This is a genomic window from Klebsiella sp. GN_Kp190 (assembly GCF_040061795.1).
In the GTDB taxonomy this organism is placed as follows: domain Bacteria; phylum Pseudomonadota; class Gammaproteobacteria; order Enterobacterales; family Enterobacteriaceae; genus Klebsiella; species Klebsiella michiganensis.
In genome coordinates this window covers 24,054-40,646 of record NZ_JBEAFN010000036.1, presented here as the reverse complement: position 1 = coordinate 40,646, position 16,593 = coordinate 24,054, and the positions used below count along the sequence as shown (strand labels likewise).

Sequence of the window (16,593 nt, the reverse complement as noted above, 5' to 3'; positions counted from 1 at the left end):
GATGCGGGTACTGATCGTAAAAACCTCGTCCATGGGCGACGTGCTGCACACGCTGCCCGCGCTGAGCGACGCCGCGCTGGCCTTTCCCGGCATTCGTTTCGACTGGGTGGTTGAAGAAGGCTTCGCGCAGATCCCTTCCTGGCATGAGAGCGTCGACCGGGTCATCCCGGTGGCGATTCGCCGCTGGCGTAAGGCGTGGTTTTCCGCGCCGATCAAAGCCGAGCGCAAGGCGTTCCGCGAGGCCGTGCGCGCGGAAAAGTACGACGCTATCATCGATGCCCAGGGGCTGGTGAAGAGCGCCGCGCTGGTCACCCGACTGGCCCGCGGCGTGAAGCACGGTATGGACTGGCAGACCGCCCGCGAGCCGCTGGCGAGCCTGTTTTACAACCGTCGTCACCATATCGCTAAACAGCAGCACGCCGTTGAGCGCACCCGCGAGCTGTTCGCGAAAAGCCTCGGCTACGCGAAGCCGGAAACCCAGGGCGACTACGCGATCGCCCGCCATTTTTTGCGTCAGGCTGACCCGTCCGCTGCGCCGTATCTGGTGTTCCTCCACGCCACAACGCGCGATGATAAACACTGGCCGGAAGAGAACTGGCGGGCGCTTATCGCCCTGCTTGCCGACAGCGGCGTACGCATCAAACTGCCGTGGGGCGCCCCCCATGAAGAGGCGCGGGCCGGACGCCTGGCGGAAGGGCACGATTTTGTCGACGTCCTGCCGCGCATGAGCCTGGAGCAGGTAGCCCAGGTGCTGGCCGGCGCGCGCGGGGTCGTTTCCGTCGACACGGGGCTGAGCCATCTCACCGCCGCGCTCGATAAACCGAACTTCACGCTGTACGGCCCGACCGATCCGGGGCTGATTGGCGGCTACGGTAAAAATCAGCACGTGGTGCGCCCGGAAAGCGGCAGCAGCACGGGCGATATTCCCGCGTCCCGGGTTCGGCAACTGTTGAAATCTCAGGAACTGGCTTAATGGGTTCATTATTTAAGCAGATCTATCGCTACACGCATCGACGCGCCTTTCGCCATAACGAAAATCTCTGGCCGTTTACCCATATCACGCGCGCGGCGAGCGGCGAAATCCGCACCCTGAAATACAAAGGGAAAGCGGTTCCGCTGGTCAATCTCAGCGAACTGAAGGATAGCGCTCAGGGCGAGGTGCTGCTGACCGCCACCGGCCCCTCTACGCGCCGCATCGATTTTACGCTGCTGCCGAAAAGTATTCCGGTGATGGGGGTGAACGGCGCCTGGCATCTCTCTGATAAAATTAAATTTTCGCTCTATACCATCGTGGATATGGAGTTTTACGATAAAAAACCGGACGTGATCCGTTCGGTGATTAGCCAGGCTGACATTGTGCTCTTCACCACCATGCACGGTATCGCCAAAATCCTCGACCGCCACGGCGCAGAGCTTCGCTGTCGTTTGGCATTAATTGAAGACGCCTGTTATAAAATTTATCAGCCCAAAGTCGCCAAAAACGCGATACAGCAGGCCTGGCGCGGCGTCCCCGCGCTACGCTTTCATCCGCAAAGGCAGGATATTTGCTTTAGCACCGACATTCGTCACGGCATTTTCGATGCCGGAACCGTGGTCTACTGGGCACTGCAAATTCTGATGTGGCTGGGATTTAAAACCATTCTGATAAGCGGGCTGGATATGAGTAATTTCAACCAGCCGCGATTCTACGAAACGGAACAGGATAAACTCCCCTCCTGGCTGGCAAATAAGGTGGATGACCTGGTCATGCCGTCCTTTTCGCACGCTGCCAACGTGCTGCAACAAAACCATATTCGGGTCGTCAACTTCTCGTTAGAAAGCGCGGTTCCGGAAACGATTTTCGAAAAGGTTTCTTTTGATGAGTACTTTAAAAATAAGTAATTACGCCAGACAGGGCTACACCGTTTTCTTCACTTTGTTTCTGTTTTTTAGCGCTATTTTCTGCGTATCAACCCGGACAAATAACCTCCTTCATTTATCTATTTTGCTCTTTTTGCTTTCACTGCTTAACAAAGACAATCGTCAGGCAATAGCGGAAAGCATCCGCCAGCGGTGGCCGGTTTATAGCCTGCTGGTCGTATTCTGCGTGTACTATGCGCTGAGCAATATTTGGGGGCAGACGCCGCAGCATATCGATTCCCCTCTGACCCACGGCACCTATTTAATTTTCTATCTTCTGCTGCTGACAACGCTACTTGGCCATCCCCGGACCCGACATCTGGCGCTGCTGAGCGTCGTGGCCGGGATTACGGTACTCTCCGTCTGGACGATGGCGATCGACTTCACGCTGGTCCTCAAGGAACGCCTGGTTTCGCCGGAGAATCCCGGCCCGACCAACGTGATCGACCTGGCGGGCTATTGCGGTATCGGTATCCTTATTTGCGCGATGCTGCTGAAGGAGAAAGGCAGCCACCTGCTGTATGTGCCGATGGCTATCATGCTGGTGATGCTGTTTCTGACCCAAAGCCGCGGCCCGATTATCGCGCTGCTGGTGGCGTTTGTTTGCACCCTGCACCTGCACGTCTTTACCCGCCGCAACCTTCTGATTGTCGCCGCGTTAGCGTTGGTTCTGGGCGCGCTTTTCTTCTTTACGCCAACGGGAGACCTGCTGCTGGCGCGCTTTGAAGAGCTGGGCACCCAAAGCGGATTGCGCTTGAGTATCTGGCACCATACGCTCCAGGAAGTGGCCAGCCAGCCGTGGCTGGGTCGGGGCTTTGACTACGAGCTGAACTTTACCAACTACAGCGGCGAGCATATCACTACCACCCACAGCGTCTATCTTGGTGCTCTGTTGAAAGGCGGCATAATCGGCCTGGCGCTGCTGCTGGCGGTGATTGCCGGAGGGTTATGGCAGGCATGGCGTAAACAGCAGGATGGCCGCTACGGGCTGGCGATTTTTATCTATGCGCTGATTTTTATGGCCTCGCAGGGCATGTTTATCATCAGCAACCCTCGCGAAAGCTGGCCGCTGTTTTGGCTGCCGCTGGGCATCGCGCTGAGCGGCAGCCTGAAGGCGAAACGCTAAGAGAAGGGCCCGCAGCGGGCCCTTTTTTATGCCTGCTGGCGAGCGGCGATCAGGGCATCCACCTGCGCTTTGATCGCCGGCCAGACCGCGTCAATGGTCATGTCGGCGACGTTAGTCTCTTCGCAGACAATTTGTCTGGCCTTGTCATAACCCGGCGCCCAAATGGTATAGCCCGGCAAACCGGTATCTTTGAGTTTACGTTTGTTGTAAACCGCCACCATGGGCTTGTCGAACGCGCGAGCAATATGCACGATGGCGGTATCCGCCGTAATCACCAGATCGCAGTGGCGAACAATCTCAACCGCTGAATTAATATTGCTATCTGGCAGATGCAGCGCCGTTTCCAGATTAAGCTGACGAATTTTCTCGCTATGCCCGACCATCACGACGCTGATTTTATAAGGGAGCGTATATAAGCGTTCAATCAGAGCAGAAACCTGATGACGGCAAAAGTCTTTATCCGTTGAGGCGGTAAACGGGTTTATGGCAATACAGAGCTGACTCCCCTTGTGCTGAGCCAGCAGTGTTTTGACTCTTTCCCGCTCAAAAGCATCGCCGGGCAGATGATAGTGGTAATGAGGGTGTTCTATACCAAATAGCCTGGCGACGGCTTTATAGCGCGCGGAAATATGGCTGCTGCTGTCCAGAAAAGGGATGGAGTGATCGTAAAGCTTATATTCTTGTTTATTAAAACCGATAACGCAGCCAGGGCGTAAATCAGCCAGCAGTTTAAAACGCTCGTAGGTTTTCACGTCATCAAAATCAACGACCGCGTCAAATCCTGCCGCACGCAGTGCGTTTAACGGCATCCGCGGCTGATATAAATAAACCTGCTCAAGAAAATCCGCACCGGCAAGCATCTGCTTACAAACCGGCCCGGTAAGAACCGAAACCTTATAGCCCCGGTCAGCTAAAAGCTTTGCGCAGCCGGTCGTTACGACCATATCCCCAACTTTGTCATCCAGGCGCAATAATAAAACATGCTGAATCTTCGCGGAATTAAAGGGCTGGCGTGCGCTTTTATTTCTGTAACGATAGTTAATTAAATTAAACTTAATTTCGCGGAAGAAGGCATTTTTCTTCCGCGTAAACTGCTTCACGATACGCATACGGTACCTGGTTGTGATCTTTTATCGCTGTGTGAGTTTCTGTTGGTAGTACTCCGCCAACGTCATTCCCTTCACCTGCGGCGCCAGCCAGCTGAAAAAAGCGTCCAGATCGGCATATAAGCGCTCGATATCCTGCTCGTTTTTAAACGTTGGGCTGCCGCCGGGCATGTACTCTGAAGAGTGGAGCATATATTCGACGTAGTCATTACCCTGAGTCAACGTTTGTTCGACCACTTTTTTCATCGTCTCAACGTTGCCGCCCATCGGACGCAGCCAGTGTACCGACGGCGAGCGTACTTTGCCGCGCAGGCGATCGTAGCCCTGCTTCAGGCTATTCATCCACGCGGAATGCTTGTACTGAATGCTCATCGGCACTTCCAGCAGCGATGATTGCCCTTCACGACGGATATCATTCTCGTCAAGAAAATAGGCGTGCTGCGGGAAATGACGGTAATCGGTACCGCCGTCGCCCTGCGGCGCGCCTTTCGCCGTCTTCCAGTTCACCCTCGGGGTAACCGAGCAATCCACCAGATAGCCATACTCCACCAGCAGACGCGCGTAGCGCTCGTCAAACGCCCAGCGCCCGGCGCGATGGCTGACCATTTTGGTCTGGAAGGTGTCCTCCAGCAGACGGGTCATATAGTCGACTTTTGCCCGCATCGCCGCATCGCTGTACTCGATCAAATACGGTTTATGTCGCCAGTCGTCATCGGTGAGCGGATCGGTCGGCGGGCTGTTCCACGCGTGGAGATGCATACCGATTTCCGCGGTTCCCCGGGCGATCGCATCTTTGGCAAATTCGATATAAACCGGGTCGATGGCCATTTCATAGTTGGTCAACCAGACCGGTTTAAAACCATACTTTTCGCAAAGCTGCTGAAAACGCGGTAGATAGCGCGCATTCTCGGTGGTGATGCTGTCATGTTTTTGCCAGAGGTTATCACCCTCTGTATCAATCGTGATGAGAAATGCGGGTTTGTGCACGAAAACGTCCTCAGGCCATACGTATCGGGTCATGGTAGAGCAAGACAAGGCTTCTCTCAATCTATCTGATCCCCTAGAATCGGAGCCCTGCCCCTGAATGAAGAATAGAGAATGACGCCTGAAACCCGCACTTCCGGCCGCGTGAACCCGGCGCGAATCCTGGTTATTAAGCTTCGCCATCATGGCGATATGTTATTGATAACGCCGCTTATTCACGCGCTTAAGCAGCAATATCCCGCCGCCAGCGTGGATGTGCTGCTTTATGAAGAAACCCGGGATATGCTCGCAGCGAATACGGATATCCGCCACATTTACGGCATTGACCGGCGCTGGAAAAAACAGGGCGCCGGCCATCAGCTGAAGATGGAGTGGCGGCTGATTCGCACGCTCCGCCAGCAGCGCTACGATATGGTGCTCAATCTTGCCGATCAGTGGCCCAGCGCGATCATCACCAAACTGACCGGGGCGGCCATCCGTATCGGCTTTGACTTTCCGAAGCGTCGCCACCCGGCCTGGCGTTTTTGCCATACCGCCCTCGCCTCAACCGAGCGGCATAACCAGCTGCATACCGTGCAGCAGAATCTGTCGATTCTGGCGCCGCTTGGGCTGGATATTGCTGACGCGCCGGCGACGATGGGCTACAGCGAGCAGGACTGGCGCGCCAGCCGCGCGCTGCTGCCGGCAGGATTTCAGGATAACTATATCGTCATTCAGCCAACCTCCCGCTGGTTCTTTAAGTGCTGGCGCGAAGGGCGGATGAGCGCCCTGATAAACGCGCTTTCTGAAGCAGGCTACCCGGTCGTGCTGACCTCCGGCCCTGACGCCAGAGAGAAGCAGATGATCGACACCATTATGGCGGGCTGCCCCAATGCTCGCCTGCACTCCCTCGCCGGGCTGCTCACCCTGCGCCAGCTGGCGTCCGTCATCGACCATGCCCGCCTGTTTATCGGCGTCGACTCCGTGCCGATGCATATGGCCGCCGCGCTCGGTACGCCGCTGGTGGCGCTATTCGGCCCCTCCAAGCTCACCTTCTGGCGTCCATGGCAGGCGCAGGGCGAGGTGATTTGGGCGGGTGATTTCGGAGCGATTCCCGATCCTGACGACATTGATACCAACACCAACGAACGCTTTCTCGATTTAATCCCCACCGACGCGGTTATCGCGGCGGCGAAAAAGGTACTGGCATGAGTAAATTCAGGCTGGCTCTGGTACGCCAGAAGTATCGCCCGGACGGCGGCGCGGAGCGCTTTGTCTCCCGCGCGCTGGAAGCCCTCGACGACAGCGATCTTGAACTGAACGTCATCACCCGCGAATGGCAGGGGCCGGTGAAGCCCGAGTGGAACATCCACATCTGCAATCCGCGCAAATGGGGGCGGATCAGCCGCGAGCGAGGATTTGCCGACGCCGCCCGCCAGCTGTGGCAGCGCGAAGCCTTCGATCTGGTGCAAAGCCACGAGCGTATCCCCGGCTGCGACCTGTACCGCGCCGGAGACGGCGTGCACCGCCGCTGGCTGCAGCAGCGCTCGCGCATTTTGCCCGGCTGGAAAAGCCGCCTGCTGTTTGCCGACCGCTACCATCGCTATGTGATGCAGGCCGAGCGCGACATGTACCAGGACGCGCACCTGCGCGGCGTTATCTGCAACGCGGAGATGATTAAACGCGAGATTATTGAAGACTTCGGCCTGCCGGCGGAAAAAATCCACGTTATCTATAACGCTATCGATAACCAGCGTTTTCTGCCGCCGACGGAAGAAGCCTTTGTCGCGCTGCGCGCCAAATGGAATCTGCCGATCCAGGCGACCTGCCTGATCTACGTCGGCTCCGGCTTTGAGCGCAAGGGGCTGGATGCGGCGATCCGCGCCATCGCCCCGACCAACCGCTACCTGCTGGTGGTGGGCAAAGATAAAGAGCAGGGCCGCTATCAGCAGCTGGCGAAAACGCTGAACTGCGAGGAGCGGGTGCGCTTCTTCGGCATGCAGTCGGAAACCCTGCCGTTCTATCAGATGGCCGACGGCCTGCTGCTGCCGACGCTGTACGATCCGTTTCCCAACGTCATTCTCGAAGCGATGGCCTGCGGCCTGCCGGTGATTACGACTACCGGCTGCGGCGGCGCGGAGTTTATTGTTCAGGGCAGCAATGGCTACGTTTGCGATGCGCTGGATATCCCGGCCCTGCAGGAGTCGGTTAGCGCCCTGCCCGCCCGGGCGTTAGGCTCTGCGCAAGGCGAACGCGCCCGCGAGCGCATCATGACCTGCACCAGCGAACGTCTCTCGGCGCAGCTGCTCTCCCTCTATCAGGATTTGGTGAAATAACGATGCGCATACTGTTTGTTATCGACGGCCTGCCCGGCGGCGGCGCGGAAAAAGTCGTGCTGACGCTGGCAGCGCATTTTCTTAGCCAGGGTGAACAGGTATCACTTTTTTCCCTGCGCGACGTCTGCGATTATCCGCTGCCGGAAGGGCTGGATTATCAGGTCATCGCCGATCGCTGCCGCAAGCCGTGGCGCAAGCTGACGGAGCTGTCCCGGCGCGCGCGCCAGCTTGATGCGGCAATCGAGAAAGCAGAACAGCAGGGCCGTTTCGATCTGGTGCTCTCGAATCTGCATAAAACCGACCGCATTGTCTCCCGCAGCCGCCTGCTGAACGGGCGCAACGTCTGGTTTTGCCTGCACGGCGTGTTCTCCGCGTCCTATCTCGGACACCGCAGCGGTTTTGACCGCTGGCTGAAACAGCAGAAAATCGGGCGCGTTTACCGGGGACGCAACGTCGTCGCCGTCTCCGATGCGGTAGGTCAAGACCTGGTCGAGCAGTTCGCCATTCGCCCGGCCCAGCTGAAAACCATCTATAACCCGTTTGATATCCCCGCTCTGCGCGCCGCGGCTGAAGAACCCAGCCAGCGCCCCGACGGCGACTATATTATCCACGTGGGCCGCTTTCATCCCGGTAAACGCCACGACCGCCTGATTGAGGCCTATGCGCAAAGCGGTATCGATGCGCCGCTGGTGCTGCTGGGGCAGGGAAAACCGGAACAAGAACAGCGCCTGCGCCAGCTGGCGCAGCAGCTACAGGTTGCCGATCGCGTCCTGTTTAAGGGCTTCCAGAAAAACCCGCTGCCGTGGATTAAAGGCGCGCGGATGCTGGTCCTCAGCTCCGATAGCGAAGGCTTTGGCAACGTGGTGGTTGAGGCGCTGCTGCTGGATACGCCGGTCGCCAGCACCCGCTGCCCGGGCGGCGTGACCGAGATCCTCACCGGCGAGCTGTCGCGTGGCCTGGCGGATCTCAACAGCCCGGCGCTGGCTCAGACGATGCAAAGCATTTACCATAGCCCGCCGGCCATCGACGCAGCGGCGCTGGAGAAGTTCAGCGTGGCATCGATTTGTCAGCAGTATCGTCAGCTGCGCAGCGCCTGACGCCGTTATTCAACCAGGATCGAATGAGTTATGAGTCAAACGCCTTTACTAAGCATCGTAGCCGCCGTCTATAACGGCGAAAAATTCCTTGCGCAATTCTTTGAGAGCCTTGAGCAACAGCAGCTGGAAAGCTATGAACTGATCCTGGTGAACGACGGGTCGACGGACGGCAGCCTTGCGGTTATCGACCAGTGGAAAGACCGCCTGCAAAACGTGCTCGTGCTGGAGCAGGAAAACCAGGGCGTGTCGGTGGCGCGCAATACCGGCCTCGCCGCGGCGACGGGTAAGTACCTGACCTTCCCGGATATCGACGATAAGCTTTACCCGGGCATGTACCGTACGCTTCTGGAGATGGCGGAAAAGGGCAATCTAGACGTCGCCACCTGCAACGGCCGCTACGTCTACGAGACGAAAAAAGATATCCATCCTATTTTCCCGCTGGACCGGCTACAGTCGACCGGCGTTTTGCCCGGCCACGTCTGGTTAAAGCAGGCGCTGGATTCTCGTAAGTTCCTGCATGTCACCTGGCTGAATATCTACCGCCGGGAGTTTATCGCGAGCCACCGCTTCCACTTTGAGCCTGGCCTGCGCCATCAGGATATTCCCTGGACCACCGAAGTGCTGCTGGCAGCAGAACGCGTGCAGTACACCAGCGAACAGTTCTACGATTACTATATTCACTCGGAATCGGTGTCGCATAAGCCGGACAACGACGACACGCTGATGCGTTCAGCGCGCCACTATATGAAGATTCTTGAGATGCTGGACGCCATCAACCAGCGTTATCCGGACAAGGTTCGCGATATTTCCGCCTGCCGCTGGCAGATCGCCAAAGAGGGGCTGGGGATTATTCATACCTTCGATAGCATGAAAGATGAGTCAAAAAAGCATATTATCATTAAAGAGTTCTTTGACCGCGGTATCTGGCGCCTGATCTGGAAAAACGCCCGTACGTTCCGTCTACGCTGGCGTCTTGGACGCCGCTATCTGCGCATCAAGCGCTATCGCGACGCGGCTTAATACTGAATCCCTTAGTTTCCGCCAAAGAGATAGCTTTACGCGGGTTAAATGCTTAGAATTTGCCCGCAAAAACATAAATACGGATAAATCGCTTGGAATTGCTTTATACCGCCCTACTTTACCTCATTCAGCCGCTGGTGTGGCTGCGACTGCTGTTACGCAGCCGTAAGGCCCCTGCCTATCGTAAACGCTGGAAGGAACGTTATGGCTTCTGCCAGAACAAGGTAGAACCGGGTGGCATCCTGCTGCATTCCGTTTCCGTAGGTGAAACGCTGGCGGCGATTCCGCTGGTGCGCGCGCTACGCCACCGTTACCCCTATCTGCCGATCACCGTCACCACCATGACGCCAACCGGCTCTGAACGCGCCATGTCCGCTTTCGGCAAAGACGTGCATCACGTCTATCTGCCTTACGATCTGCCCGGCGCGATGAACCGTTTCTTCAATACCGTTCAGCCGAAGCTGGTTATCGTCATGGAAACCGAACTGTGGCCGAACATGGTCGCCACGCTGCATAAGCGTAAAATCCCGCTGGTAATCGCCAACGCCCGCCTCTCCGAACGCTCGGCGAAAGGCTATGCCAAACTGGGGAAATTTATGCGTCGGCTGCTGAGCCGCATTACCCTTATCGCCGCGCAGAATGAAGAAGACGCCAGCCGCTTTATCGCTCTTGGCCTGAAACGCAATCAGCTGGCGGTCACCGGCAGCCTGAAGTTTGATATTTCGGTCACGCCAGAGCTGGCGGCTCGCGCCATCACCCTGCGCCGCCAGTGGGCGCCGCATCGCCAGGTATGGATTGCCACCAGCACCCACGACGGCGAAGAACAAATTATTCTTCAGGCGCATAAGCAGCTGCTGGAGCGTTTTCCCAACCTGCTGCTGATCCTTGTCCCGCGCCATCCGGAGCGCTTCGGCGACGCCCGCGAGATGGTGCAGAAAGCGGGAATGAGCTACACCCTGCGCAGCACCGGCGAAATCCCGTCGAACAGTACCCAGGTGGTGATTGGCGATACCATGGGCGAGCTGATGCTGCTGTACGGTATTGCCGACCTCGCGTTTGTCGGCGGTAGCCTGGTGGAGCGCGGCGGCCATAACCCGCTGGAGCCCGCCGCCCATGCGATACCGGTACTGATGGGTCCGCACACGTTCAACTTCAAAGATATCTGCGCCAAGCTGCAGCAGGACGATGGACTGATTACCGTCACCGACGCCGACTCGCTGGTAACGCAGGTGTCTAACCTGCTGACCGATGAAGATTACCGTCTGTGGTACGGTCGCCATGCGGTGGAAGTTCTGCACCAAAACCAGGGCGCGCTTTCCCGTCTGCTACAGTTATTGCAACCCTATCTGCCGCAGCGGAGCCACTAATGTCGCCTCGACTCTCGGTCGTGATGATTGCCAAAAACGCGGCGGATCTGCTGCCTGATTGTCTGGCGTCGGTAAGTTGGGCCGATGAGATAGTGCTGCTGGATTCCGGCAGCAGCGACAACACCGTCGAACTCGCCCGCAGCCAGGGCGTTCAGGTGCATGTCGATCGCGACTGGCAGGGCTACGGTATTCAGCGTCAGCGCGCCCAGGCCTACGCCACCGGCGACTACGTGCTGATGATCGATACCGACGAGCGCGTCACTCCGGAGCTTGCGCAGTCTATCCGCAGCGTGCTGGCCGCGCCGCAAACCGGCGCGATATACAGCATCGCCCGGCGCAACTATTTCCTTGGCCGCTTTATGCGCCACAGCGGCTGGTACCCCGACCGCGTGATGCGCCTGTACGAACGCGACCGTTACCGCTATAACGATAATCTGGTCCACGAATCTCTCGACGCCCAGGGCGCGCGGGTTATCGAACTCGCGGGCGACCTGCTGCATCTGACCTGCCGTGATTTCTCCGGCTTTCAGCAAAAGCAGCTGGCCTACGCCGCCGCCTGGGCGCAGGAGCGCCATCAGAGAGGCAAAAAGACCTCGCTGGCCGCTATCTTCGGCCATACGCTGGGCGCCTTTGTGAAAACGCTGCTGCTGCGCGGGGGCATTCTGGATGGGAAACAAGGTTGGCTGCTGGCGGTGGTCAACGCACAATACACGTTTAATAAATACACCGAGCTGTGGGCCATGAGCCGCGGCTACTCGGAGAAAGTGTCATTATGAGCACAAAAGCGATCTATCCGGGAACCTTCGACCCTATCACCAACGGCCATATCGATATCGTCACCCGCGCGGCCAGCATGTTCGATAAGGTGCTGCTGGCTATCGCCGCCAGCCCGAGCAAAAAGCCGATGTTCACTCTCGACGAGCGCATCGCGCTGGCCACCCAGGCAACGGCGCATCTGGTCAACGTTGAGGTTATTGGCTTCAGCGATTTAATGGCCAATTTTGCCCGCGCGCAGCAGGCGAACATTTTAATTCGCGGCCTGCGGGCGGTGGCAGATTTTGAATATGAGATGCAGCTGGCGCATATGAACCGTCATTTGATGCCGACGCTGGAGAGCGTGTTTCTGATGCCGTGCAAAGAGTGGTCGTTTATCTCCTCTTCGCTGGTGAAAGAAGTGGCGCGCCACCAGGGCGACGTCTCTCACTTTCTGCCGGCAAACGTTCACCAGGCGCTGCTGAAGAAGCTGTAATCCTGCGCCATCGGGGCTCTTCCCGGAGGCGATGCTGCGCATCTGTCCGGGCTACCGGACCAAGCGCAGCCCTGTAGCCCGGCTAAGCGCAGCGCAAGCCGGGTTCACGGCAACCCCCGCACTTTACTTCTGACACTGGCGGCAATAAAACGTCGCCCGCTGGGCGTGTTTACTGCCGATAACCGGCGTCCCGCAAATGCGGCACGGCTCGCCCTTGCGGCCATACACCTGCAGCTCCTGGGCAAAGTAGCCCGGTTTACCGTCACTTTGCAGGAAATCTTTCAGCGTCGTCCCGCCCTGTTCGATGGAGCGCAGCAGGACCAGCTTAATCACTTTCACCAGCTGCTCGCACTCCTCGCGCGACAGTGAAGAGGCCAGCCTGTCGGGGTGAATGCCCGCCGAAAAGAGCGATTCGCTGGCGTAGATATTGCCCACCCCGACCACCAGCTTATTGTCCATTAGCCAGGGCTTAATCGCGGTTTTTTTCTTCGCGCACTTCGCCTGCAGATAATCGGCGTTGAACTCATCGCTCAGCGGCTCCGGCCCCAGATGCGCCAGCACCGGATGCCCTTCCAGCGCTTTGGTCCACAGCCAGGCGCCAAAACGACGCGGGTCGGTATAGCGCAGCACCTTGCCGTTACTCATCACCAGGTCCACGTGATCGTGTTTTTCCGCGGGCAGCTCTTCGCTCAGGATACGCAGGCTTCCCGACATCCCAAGGTGGACGATAATCCAGCCGTCGGGCAGTTCCAGCAGCAGATATTTAGCGCGGCGGCGTACGCTGAGCACCGGAACGTCGCTCAGACGATAGATCTCTTCAGAAACGGGCCAGCGCAGGCGCCCGTTGCGCACAACGGCGTGCAGGATGGTGGCTCCCACCAGGTGCGGCTCAATGCCGCGGCGGCTGGTTTCTACTTCAGGTAATTCAGGCATTCTTTTCTCGAACAAAAACGGCAGGATGCACTATCTTACCGCGTTCAGCGACGAGGTTCAGGGCAATTATTGTTCAGCATGCTCTTCCGCCTGGCGCAGGGGGTAAACGTTCGCCAGCGCCAACGGTGTAGACGGTAGCGTAGTCTTGATAACAAAAAACCCCGCCGAGGCGGGGTTTTTCTTTACAAGGAATCTAAAATTATTTGATTTTAGCTTCTTTGTATAAAACGTGCTGACGGACAACTGGATCGAACTTTTTCAGTTCCAGTTTTTCCGGCTTAGTACGTTTGTTCTTCGTGGTGGTATAGAAGTGACCAGTACCAGCAGAAGAAACCAGCTTGATTTTCTCACGAATACCTTTAGCCATGACTTATTTCCTCTAAGTACTTAGTACTTTTCGCCACGGGCACGCAGTTCGGACAGAACTGTATCGATGCCTTTCTTATCAATAACACGCATACCTTTAGCAGATACGCGCAGGGTGACAAAACGCTTCTCGCTCTCAACCCAGAAACGGTGAGAGTGCAGGTTCGGCAGGAAACGGCGTTTAGTCGCGTTCAGTGCGTGGGAACGGTTGTTACCGGTCACCGGACGCTTGCCAGTAACTTGGCAGACTCGGGACATGTCTATTCTCCAAAAATCAAATTAGCTCGAGCTTCGTATGGGGTATTGGCGCCTCGTCAGGCTTTACAGCCCGGTCATCGCAGTTCTAAGCGAACTCTCGATTGCCAGGCCCAAATGCCAAACCCGAGATTCTCAAAGGTGGCGTAGTATACGCTGACTCGGCGATGTGCTCAAGTCCCGAACAGACAAAGATCCCGATGGATCGCGCGATCGGGGCTAAATCCAGCCGCGTTCAGCAAAAGATACGTACGCTCCGCGGCCAATAACAAGGTGATCCAGCACACGTATATCCATGAATCGACAACATTTTATCACTCTTTCGGTAATCAACCTGTCGGCCTTGCTCGGCTCAGGACTACCGGATGGATGATTATGTGCCAGGATCACCGCGGCGGCGTTCACTTTGATGGCTTCGCGTACGATTTCTCGCGGATGCACCTCAACGTGGCTAAGAGTACCAGAAAAAAGGCGGCTATGTTTCAATACCCGGTTCTGATTATCTAAAAAGATCACCATGAAGATCTCACGCTCTTCGTCGGCCAGCTGGCTTTGCAGAAATTCCCGCGTCATCGACGGGGTAACCAGCGAGGGTTCTTCCGTCATTCGCAGGCTAAAATAGCGTCGCGCCAGTTCAGCAATCCCTTTTAGCTGCGCATATTTCGCCAGACCAATGCCTTCCACCTCTGCAAACTGCGACTCCTCCGCCGATAGCAGGCCGTACAGCGAGCCAAAACGCTGTAGCAGCTCCCGCGAAAATGTCATCACGTCCTGCGTGCGGGTACCGGTACGTAAAAATAGCGCCAACAGCTCAATATCCGACAAAACTTCGATACCGTAGCGCTGCATCTTTTCCCTCGGCATGAGGGATTCTTGTATTTCCATCGCGGCATCTCCTTCCCACTGCGCGCTATCCTGGCACAGCCTTTTTGCGCCGCCGAGACGCAAGTTTTATCCCTGCGTAGCGCCTCGCAAAGTGTATCTCCGCGAGGCACACGATGCCGTCAGGATTGTGATAAGATGCGCGAATTCTGGTGTACCGCAACAGGAAAAAATCATGATGAGTCTGGCTGGTAAAAAGATCGTTCTTGGCGTGAGCGGCGGCATTGCTGCCTATAAAACGCCGGAACTGGTGCGCCGCCTGCGTGACCGCGGCGCGGATGTCCGCGTCGCCATGACGGAAGCCGCAAAAGCCTTCATTACGCCATTAAGTCTACAGGCGGTATCCGGTTATCCGGTTTCCGACAGCCTGCTCGACCCGGCCGCCGAAGCGGCGATGGGCCATATTGAGCTGGGGAAATGGGCCGACCTGGTCATTCTCGCCCCCGCCACCGCCGACCTAATCGCTCGCGTCGCGGCAGGGATGGCCAACGATCTCGTTTCGACGATTTGTCTCGCTACGCCCTCGCCGGTCGCCGTCGTGCCCGCCATGAATCAGCAGATGTATCGCGCCGCCGCCACTCAGCATAATCTGGACGTCATTGCCGCCCGCGGTCTGCTGGTCTGGGGCCCGGACAGCGGCAGCCAGGCCTGCGGCGATGTTGGCCCGGGGCGGATGCTGGACCCGCTGACCATTGTGGATATGGCCGCGCAGCATTTCTCGCCTGTCAAAGATTTGCAACATCTGAACATCATGATTACCGCGGGCCCCACCCGCGAGCCGCTGGATCCGGTGCGTTATATCACCAATCACAGTTCTGGTAAGATGGGCTTCGCGATTGCCGCCGCCGCCGCGCGCCGCGGGGCGAACGTCACGCTGGTGAGCGGCCCGGTTTCGCTGCCTACGCCGCCGTTTGTACACAGAATTGATGTCACCACCGCGCTGGAAATGGAAGCCGCGGTGCAAAACAGCGCGCCTCAGCAGCATATTTTTATTGGCTGTGCGGCGGTCGCTGACTACCGTGCGGTCGCCATCGCCGAAGAAAAAATCAAAAAACAAGGTGATGAATTAACCCTGAAAATGGTTAAAAATCCGGATATCGTCGCAGGGGTCGCCGCGCTTAAGGCCAACCGCCCTTACGTCGTTGGGTTTGCCGCCGAAACAAATAATGTGGAAGAATACGCACGGCAAAAGCGAGCCCGCAAAAATCTTGATCTGATTTGCGCCAATGATGTTTCTCAGCCAAATCAGGGATTTAACAGCGACAGCAATGCATTACACCTTTTCTGGCAGGAGGGAGATAAGCGCTTACCACTTGAGCGCAAGGAACTCCTGGGCCAATTATTACTCGACGAGATCGTTACCCGTTATGATGAAAAAAATCGACGTTAAGATTCTGGACCCGCGTGTTGGTCAGCAATTTCCGCTGCCGACCTATGCCACCTCCGGCTCCGCCGGACTTGACCTGCGAGCCTGTCTCGATGACGCCGTAGAGCTGGCTCCTGGCGCAACGACCCTCGTGCCAACCGGTCTGGCGATTCATATTGCCGATCCCTCTCTGGCGGCGGTGATTCTCCCGCGCTCCGGACTGGGCCATAAGCACGGCGTCGTACTGGGTAACCTGGTCGGTCTGATTGATTCTGACTATCAGGGCCAGCTGATGGTTTCCGTCTGGAACCGCAGCCAGCAGAGCTTCAGCATCGAACCCGGCGAGCGTATCGCGCAAATGGTGTTTGTGCCCGTTGTGCAGGCAGAATTTAACCTGGTGGAAGATTTTGACGCCACCGATCGCGGCGAAGGCGGCTTCGGTCACTCAGGGCGTCAATAAGCCCGGCGATAGACAAAACTCTTTCGGGGCGCTGCCGGCAAAAGGGCTGCCTGAAGGATGAAGTGGAACCAGCATCGCAAAGCGCACTAATGCAATAACATCACCGCAGGCAACAGCTTGCGGTCGCTTTGTGGGTGCCTGCCTGACAAGTGCTTTTTTTCAGGGGTA

18 protein-coding genes are annotated in these 16,593 nt (G+C 57.2%); 12 read left to right on the top strand and 6 right to left on the bottom strand.

Features of this window, described 5'->3' with window-relative positions; all coding sequences use genetic code 11:
• Window position 1 precedes the first annotated feature (1 nt).
• The 3 genes from rfaC to ABLU67_RS21770 are packed head-to-tail and all read left to right on the top strand — an operon-like array spanning window position 2 to window position 3,025.
• Entirely contained in the window at window positions 2-973 is a 972-nt protein-coding gene (gene rfaC / locus ABLU67_RS21780) for a lipopolysaccharide heptosyltransferase RfaC (protein ID WP_025107811.1), read from the top strand.
• Window positions 973-1,881 carry a sugar glycosyltransferase gene (locus ABLU67_RS21775; RefSeq protein ID WP_014839787.1) on the top strand — a complete coding sequence of 303 codons (909 nt, stop codon included), beginning with the start codon at window positions 973-975 and terminating at the stop codon, window positions 1,879-1,881. Before rfaC ends, ABLU67_RS21775 begins: the two co-directional genes overlap by 1 nt.
• Window positions 1,859-3,025: an O-antigen ligase family protein gene (locus ABLU67_RS21770; RefSeq protein ID WP_014839788.1), complete on the top strand. Its 1,167-nt coding sequence runs from the start codon at window positions 1,859-1,861 to the stop codon at window positions 3,023-3,025. Before ABLU67_RS21775 ends, ABLU67_RS21770 begins: the two co-directional genes overlap by 23 nt.
• 26 nt (window positions 3,026-3,051) lie before the next feature.
• Here ABLU67_RS21770 and ABLU67_RS21765 read toward each other — a convergent pair whose 3' ends face one another.
• Together ABLU67_RS21765 and ABLU67_RS21760 are read right to left on the bottom strand one after the other, a co-directional pair.
• The gene (locus tag ABLU67_RS21765) at window positions 3,052-4,134 is read right to left on the bottom strand and encodes a glycosyltransferase family 9 protein (protein WP_224322179.1); all 1,083 of its coding nucleotides are present in this window, start codon (window positions 4,132-4,134) and stop codon (window positions 3,052-3,054) included.
• Window positions 4,135-4,155: 21 nt separating this feature from the next.
• Window positions 4,156-5,118, bottom strand: coding sequence for a polysaccharide deacetylase family protein (locus ABLU67_RS21760; RefSeq protein WP_004855488.1), 963 nt, complete (start codon window positions 5,116-5,118; stop codon window positions 4,156-4,158).
• 111 nt (window positions 5,119-5,229) lie between these two features.
• Between ABLU67_RS21760 and rfaQ the strand changes: the two genes are divergently transcribed.
• The 7 genes from rfaQ (at window position 5,230) to coaD (ending at window position 12,163) form a co-directional block, all read left to right on the top strand.
• A complete protein-coding gene (gene rfaQ / locus ABLU67_RS21755; RefSeq protein WP_025107815.1) occupies window positions 5,230-6,306 on the top strand; it encodes a putative lipopolysaccharide heptosyltransferase III in 1,077 nt (358 codons plus the stop codon).
• A complete protein-coding gene (locus ABLU67_RS21750; protein ID WP_032751699.1) occupies window positions 6,303-7,430 on the top strand; it encodes a glycosyltransferase family 4 protein in 1,128 nt (375 codons plus the stop codon). The genes rfaQ and ABLU67_RS21750 overlap by 4 nt, the downstream gene beginning before the upstream one ends.
• A 2-nt stretch (window positions 7,431-7,432) precedes the next feature.
• Complete coding sequence (locus tag ABLU67_RS21745) at window positions 7,433-8,527, top strand: glycosyltransferase (protein ID WP_048262739.1); 1,095 nt, start codon at window positions 7,433-7,435, stop codon at window positions 8,525-8,527.
• 30 nt (window positions 8,528-8,557) lie between these two features.
• Window positions 8,558-9,547, top strand: a complete 990-nt coding sequence (locus ABLU67_RS21740) for a glycosyltransferase (protein ID WP_348852532.1) — start codon at window positions 8,558-8,560, stop codon at window positions 9,545-9,547.
• A gap of 92 nt (window positions 9,548-9,639) precedes the next feature.
• Window positions 9,640-10,914, top strand: a complete 1,275-nt coding sequence (waaA, locus tag ABLU67_RS21735) for a lipid IV(A) 3-deoxy-D-manno-octulosonic acid transferase (protein WP_014227249.1) — start codon at window positions 9,640-9,642, stop codon at window positions 10,912-10,914.
• Window positions 10,914-11,690: a glycosyltransferase family 2 protein gene (locus ABLU67_RS21730; RefSeq protein ID WP_224292966.1), complete on the top strand. Its 777-nt coding sequence runs from the start codon at window positions 10,914-10,916 to the stop codon at window positions 11,688-11,690. The genes waaA and ABLU67_RS21730 overlap by 1 nt, the downstream gene beginning before the upstream one ends.
• Window positions 11,687-12,163 (top strand): pantetheine-phosphate adenylyltransferase, encoded by a 477-nt coding sequence (gene coaD / locus ABLU67_RS21725; RefSeq protein WP_004106901.1) that lies wholly within the window; start codon window positions 11,687-11,689, stop codon window positions 12,161-12,163. The genes ABLU67_RS21730 and coaD overlap by 4 nt, the downstream gene beginning before the upstream one ends.
• 123 nt (window positions 12,164-12,286) lie before the next feature.
• Here coaD and mutM read toward each other — a convergent pair whose 3' ends face one another.
• The 4 genes from mutM to radC all read right to left on the bottom strand — a co-directional run bounded on the left by mutM (window position 12,287) and on the right by radC (window position 14,602).
• The gene (gene mutM, locus ABLU67_RS21720; protein ID WP_014227251.1) at window positions 12,287-13,096 is read right to left on the bottom strand and encodes a bifunctional DNA-formamidopyrimidine glycosylase/DNA-(apurinic or apyrimidinic site) lyase; all 810 of its coding nucleotides are present in this window, start codon (window positions 13,094-13,096) and stop codon (window positions 12,287-12,289) included.
• 199 nt (window positions 13,097-13,295) lie between these two features.
• Complete coding sequence (rpmG, locus tag ABLU67_RS21715) at window positions 13,296-13,463, bottom strand: 50S ribosomal protein L33 (RefSeq protein WP_003024094.1); 168 nt, start codon at window positions 13,461-13,463, stop codon at window positions 13,296-13,298.
• A 20-nt stretch (window positions 13,464-13,483) separates the two neighbouring features.
• On the bottom strand, window positions 13,484-13,720 hold the full coding sequence (rpmB, locus tag ABLU67_RS21710) for a 50S ribosomal protein L28 (protein WP_002436699.1): 237 nt from the start codon (window positions 13,718-13,720) through the stop codon (window positions 13,484-13,486).
• A 216-nt stretch (window positions 13,721-13,936) separates the two neighbouring features.
• A complete protein-coding gene (radC, locus tag ABLU67_RS21705; protein ID WP_004126657.1) occupies window positions 13,937-14,602 on the bottom strand; it encodes a DNA repair protein RadC in 666 nt (221 codons plus the stop codon).
• Between the two features lie 175 nt (window positions 14,603-14,777).
• On the opposite strand from radC, the gene coaBC reads away from it, so the two are divergent.
• Together coaBC and dut are read left to right on the top strand one after the other, a co-directional pair.
• Window positions 14,778-15,989 carry a bifunctional phosphopantothenoylcysteine decarboxylase/phosphopantothenate--cysteine ligase CoaBC gene (gene coaBC / locus ABLU67_RS21700; protein WP_014227252.1) on the top strand — a complete coding sequence of 404 codons (1,212 nt, stop codon included), beginning with the start codon at window positions 14,778-14,780 and terminating at the stop codon, window positions 15,987-15,989.
• Window positions 15,967-16,425 carry a dUTP diphosphatase gene (gene dut, locus ABLU67_RS21695; protein ID WP_004855506.1) on the top strand — a complete coding sequence of 153 codons (459 nt, stop codon included), beginning with the start codon at window positions 15,967-15,969 and terminating at the stop codon, window positions 16,423-16,425. The genes coaBC and dut overlap by 23 nt, the downstream gene beginning before the upstream one ends.
• Window positions 16,426-16,593: the final 168 nt, after the last annotated feature.

Bases quoted from the DNA above. Each gene is read 5' to 3' on its own strand.
- ABLU67_RS21775 (WP_014839787.1), top strand. From the start codon at position 973: ATGGGTTCATTATTTAAGCAGATCTATCGCTACACGCATCGACGCGCC.
- rpmG (WP_003024094.1), bottom strand. From the start codon at position 13,463: ATGGCTAAAGGTATTCGTGAGAAAATCAAGCTGGTTTCTTCTGCTGGT.
- ABLU67_RS21750 (WP_032751699.1), top strand. From the start codon at position 6,303: ATGAGTAAATTCAGGCTGGCTCTGGTACGCCAGAAGTATCGCCCGGAC.
- coaD (WP_004106901.1), top strand. From the start codon at position 11,687: ATGAGCACAAAAGCGATCTATCCGGGAACCTTCGACCCTATCACCAAC.
- ABLU67_RS21730 (WP_224292966.1), top strand. From the start codon at position 10,914: ATGTCGCCTCGACTCTCGGTCGTGATGATTGCCAAAAACGCGGCGGAT.
- ABLU67_RS21765 (WP_224322179.1), bottom strand. From the start codon at position 4,134: ATGCGTATCGTGAAGCAGTTTACGCGGAAGAAAAATGCCTTCTTCCGC.
- coaBC (WP_014227252.1), top strand. From the start codon at position 14,778: ATGAGTCTGGCTGGTAAAAAGATCGTTCTTGGCGTGAGCGGCGGCATT.
- rpmB (WP_002436699.1), bottom strand. From the start codon at position 13,720: ATGTCCCGAGTCTGCCAAGTTACTGGCAAGCGTCCGGTGACCGGTAAC.
- ABLU67_RS21745 (WP_048262739.1), top strand. From the start codon at position 7,433: ATGCGCATACTGTTTGTTATCGACGGCCTGCCCGGCGGCGGCGCGGAA.
- radC (WP_004126657.1), bottom strand. From the start codon at position 14,602: ATGGAAATACAAGAATCCCTCATGCCGAGGGAAAAGATGCAGCGCTAC.
- dut (WP_004855506.1), top strand. From the start codon at position 15,967: ATGATGAAAAAAATCGACGTTAAGATTCTGGACCCGCGTGTTGGTCAG.
- mutM (WP_014227251.1), bottom strand. From the start codon at position 13,096: ATGCCTGAATTACCTGAAGTAGAAACCAGCCGCCGCGGCATTGAGCCG.
- rfaC (WP_025107811.1), top strand. From the start codon at position 2: ATGCGGGTACTGATCGTAAAAACCTCGTCCATGGGCGACGTGCTGCAC.
- ABLU67_RS21770 (WP_014839788.1), top strand. From the start codon at position 1,859: ATGAGTACTTTAAAAATAAGTAATTACGCCAGACAGGGCTACACCGTT.
- rfaQ (WP_025107815.1), top strand. From the start codon at position 5,230: ATGACGCCTGAAACCCGCACTTCCGGCCGCGTGAACCCGGCGCGAATC.
- ABLU67_RS21740 (WP_348852532.1), top strand. From the start codon at position 8,558: ATGAGTCAAACGCCTTTACTAAGCATCGTAGCCGCCGTCTATAACGGC.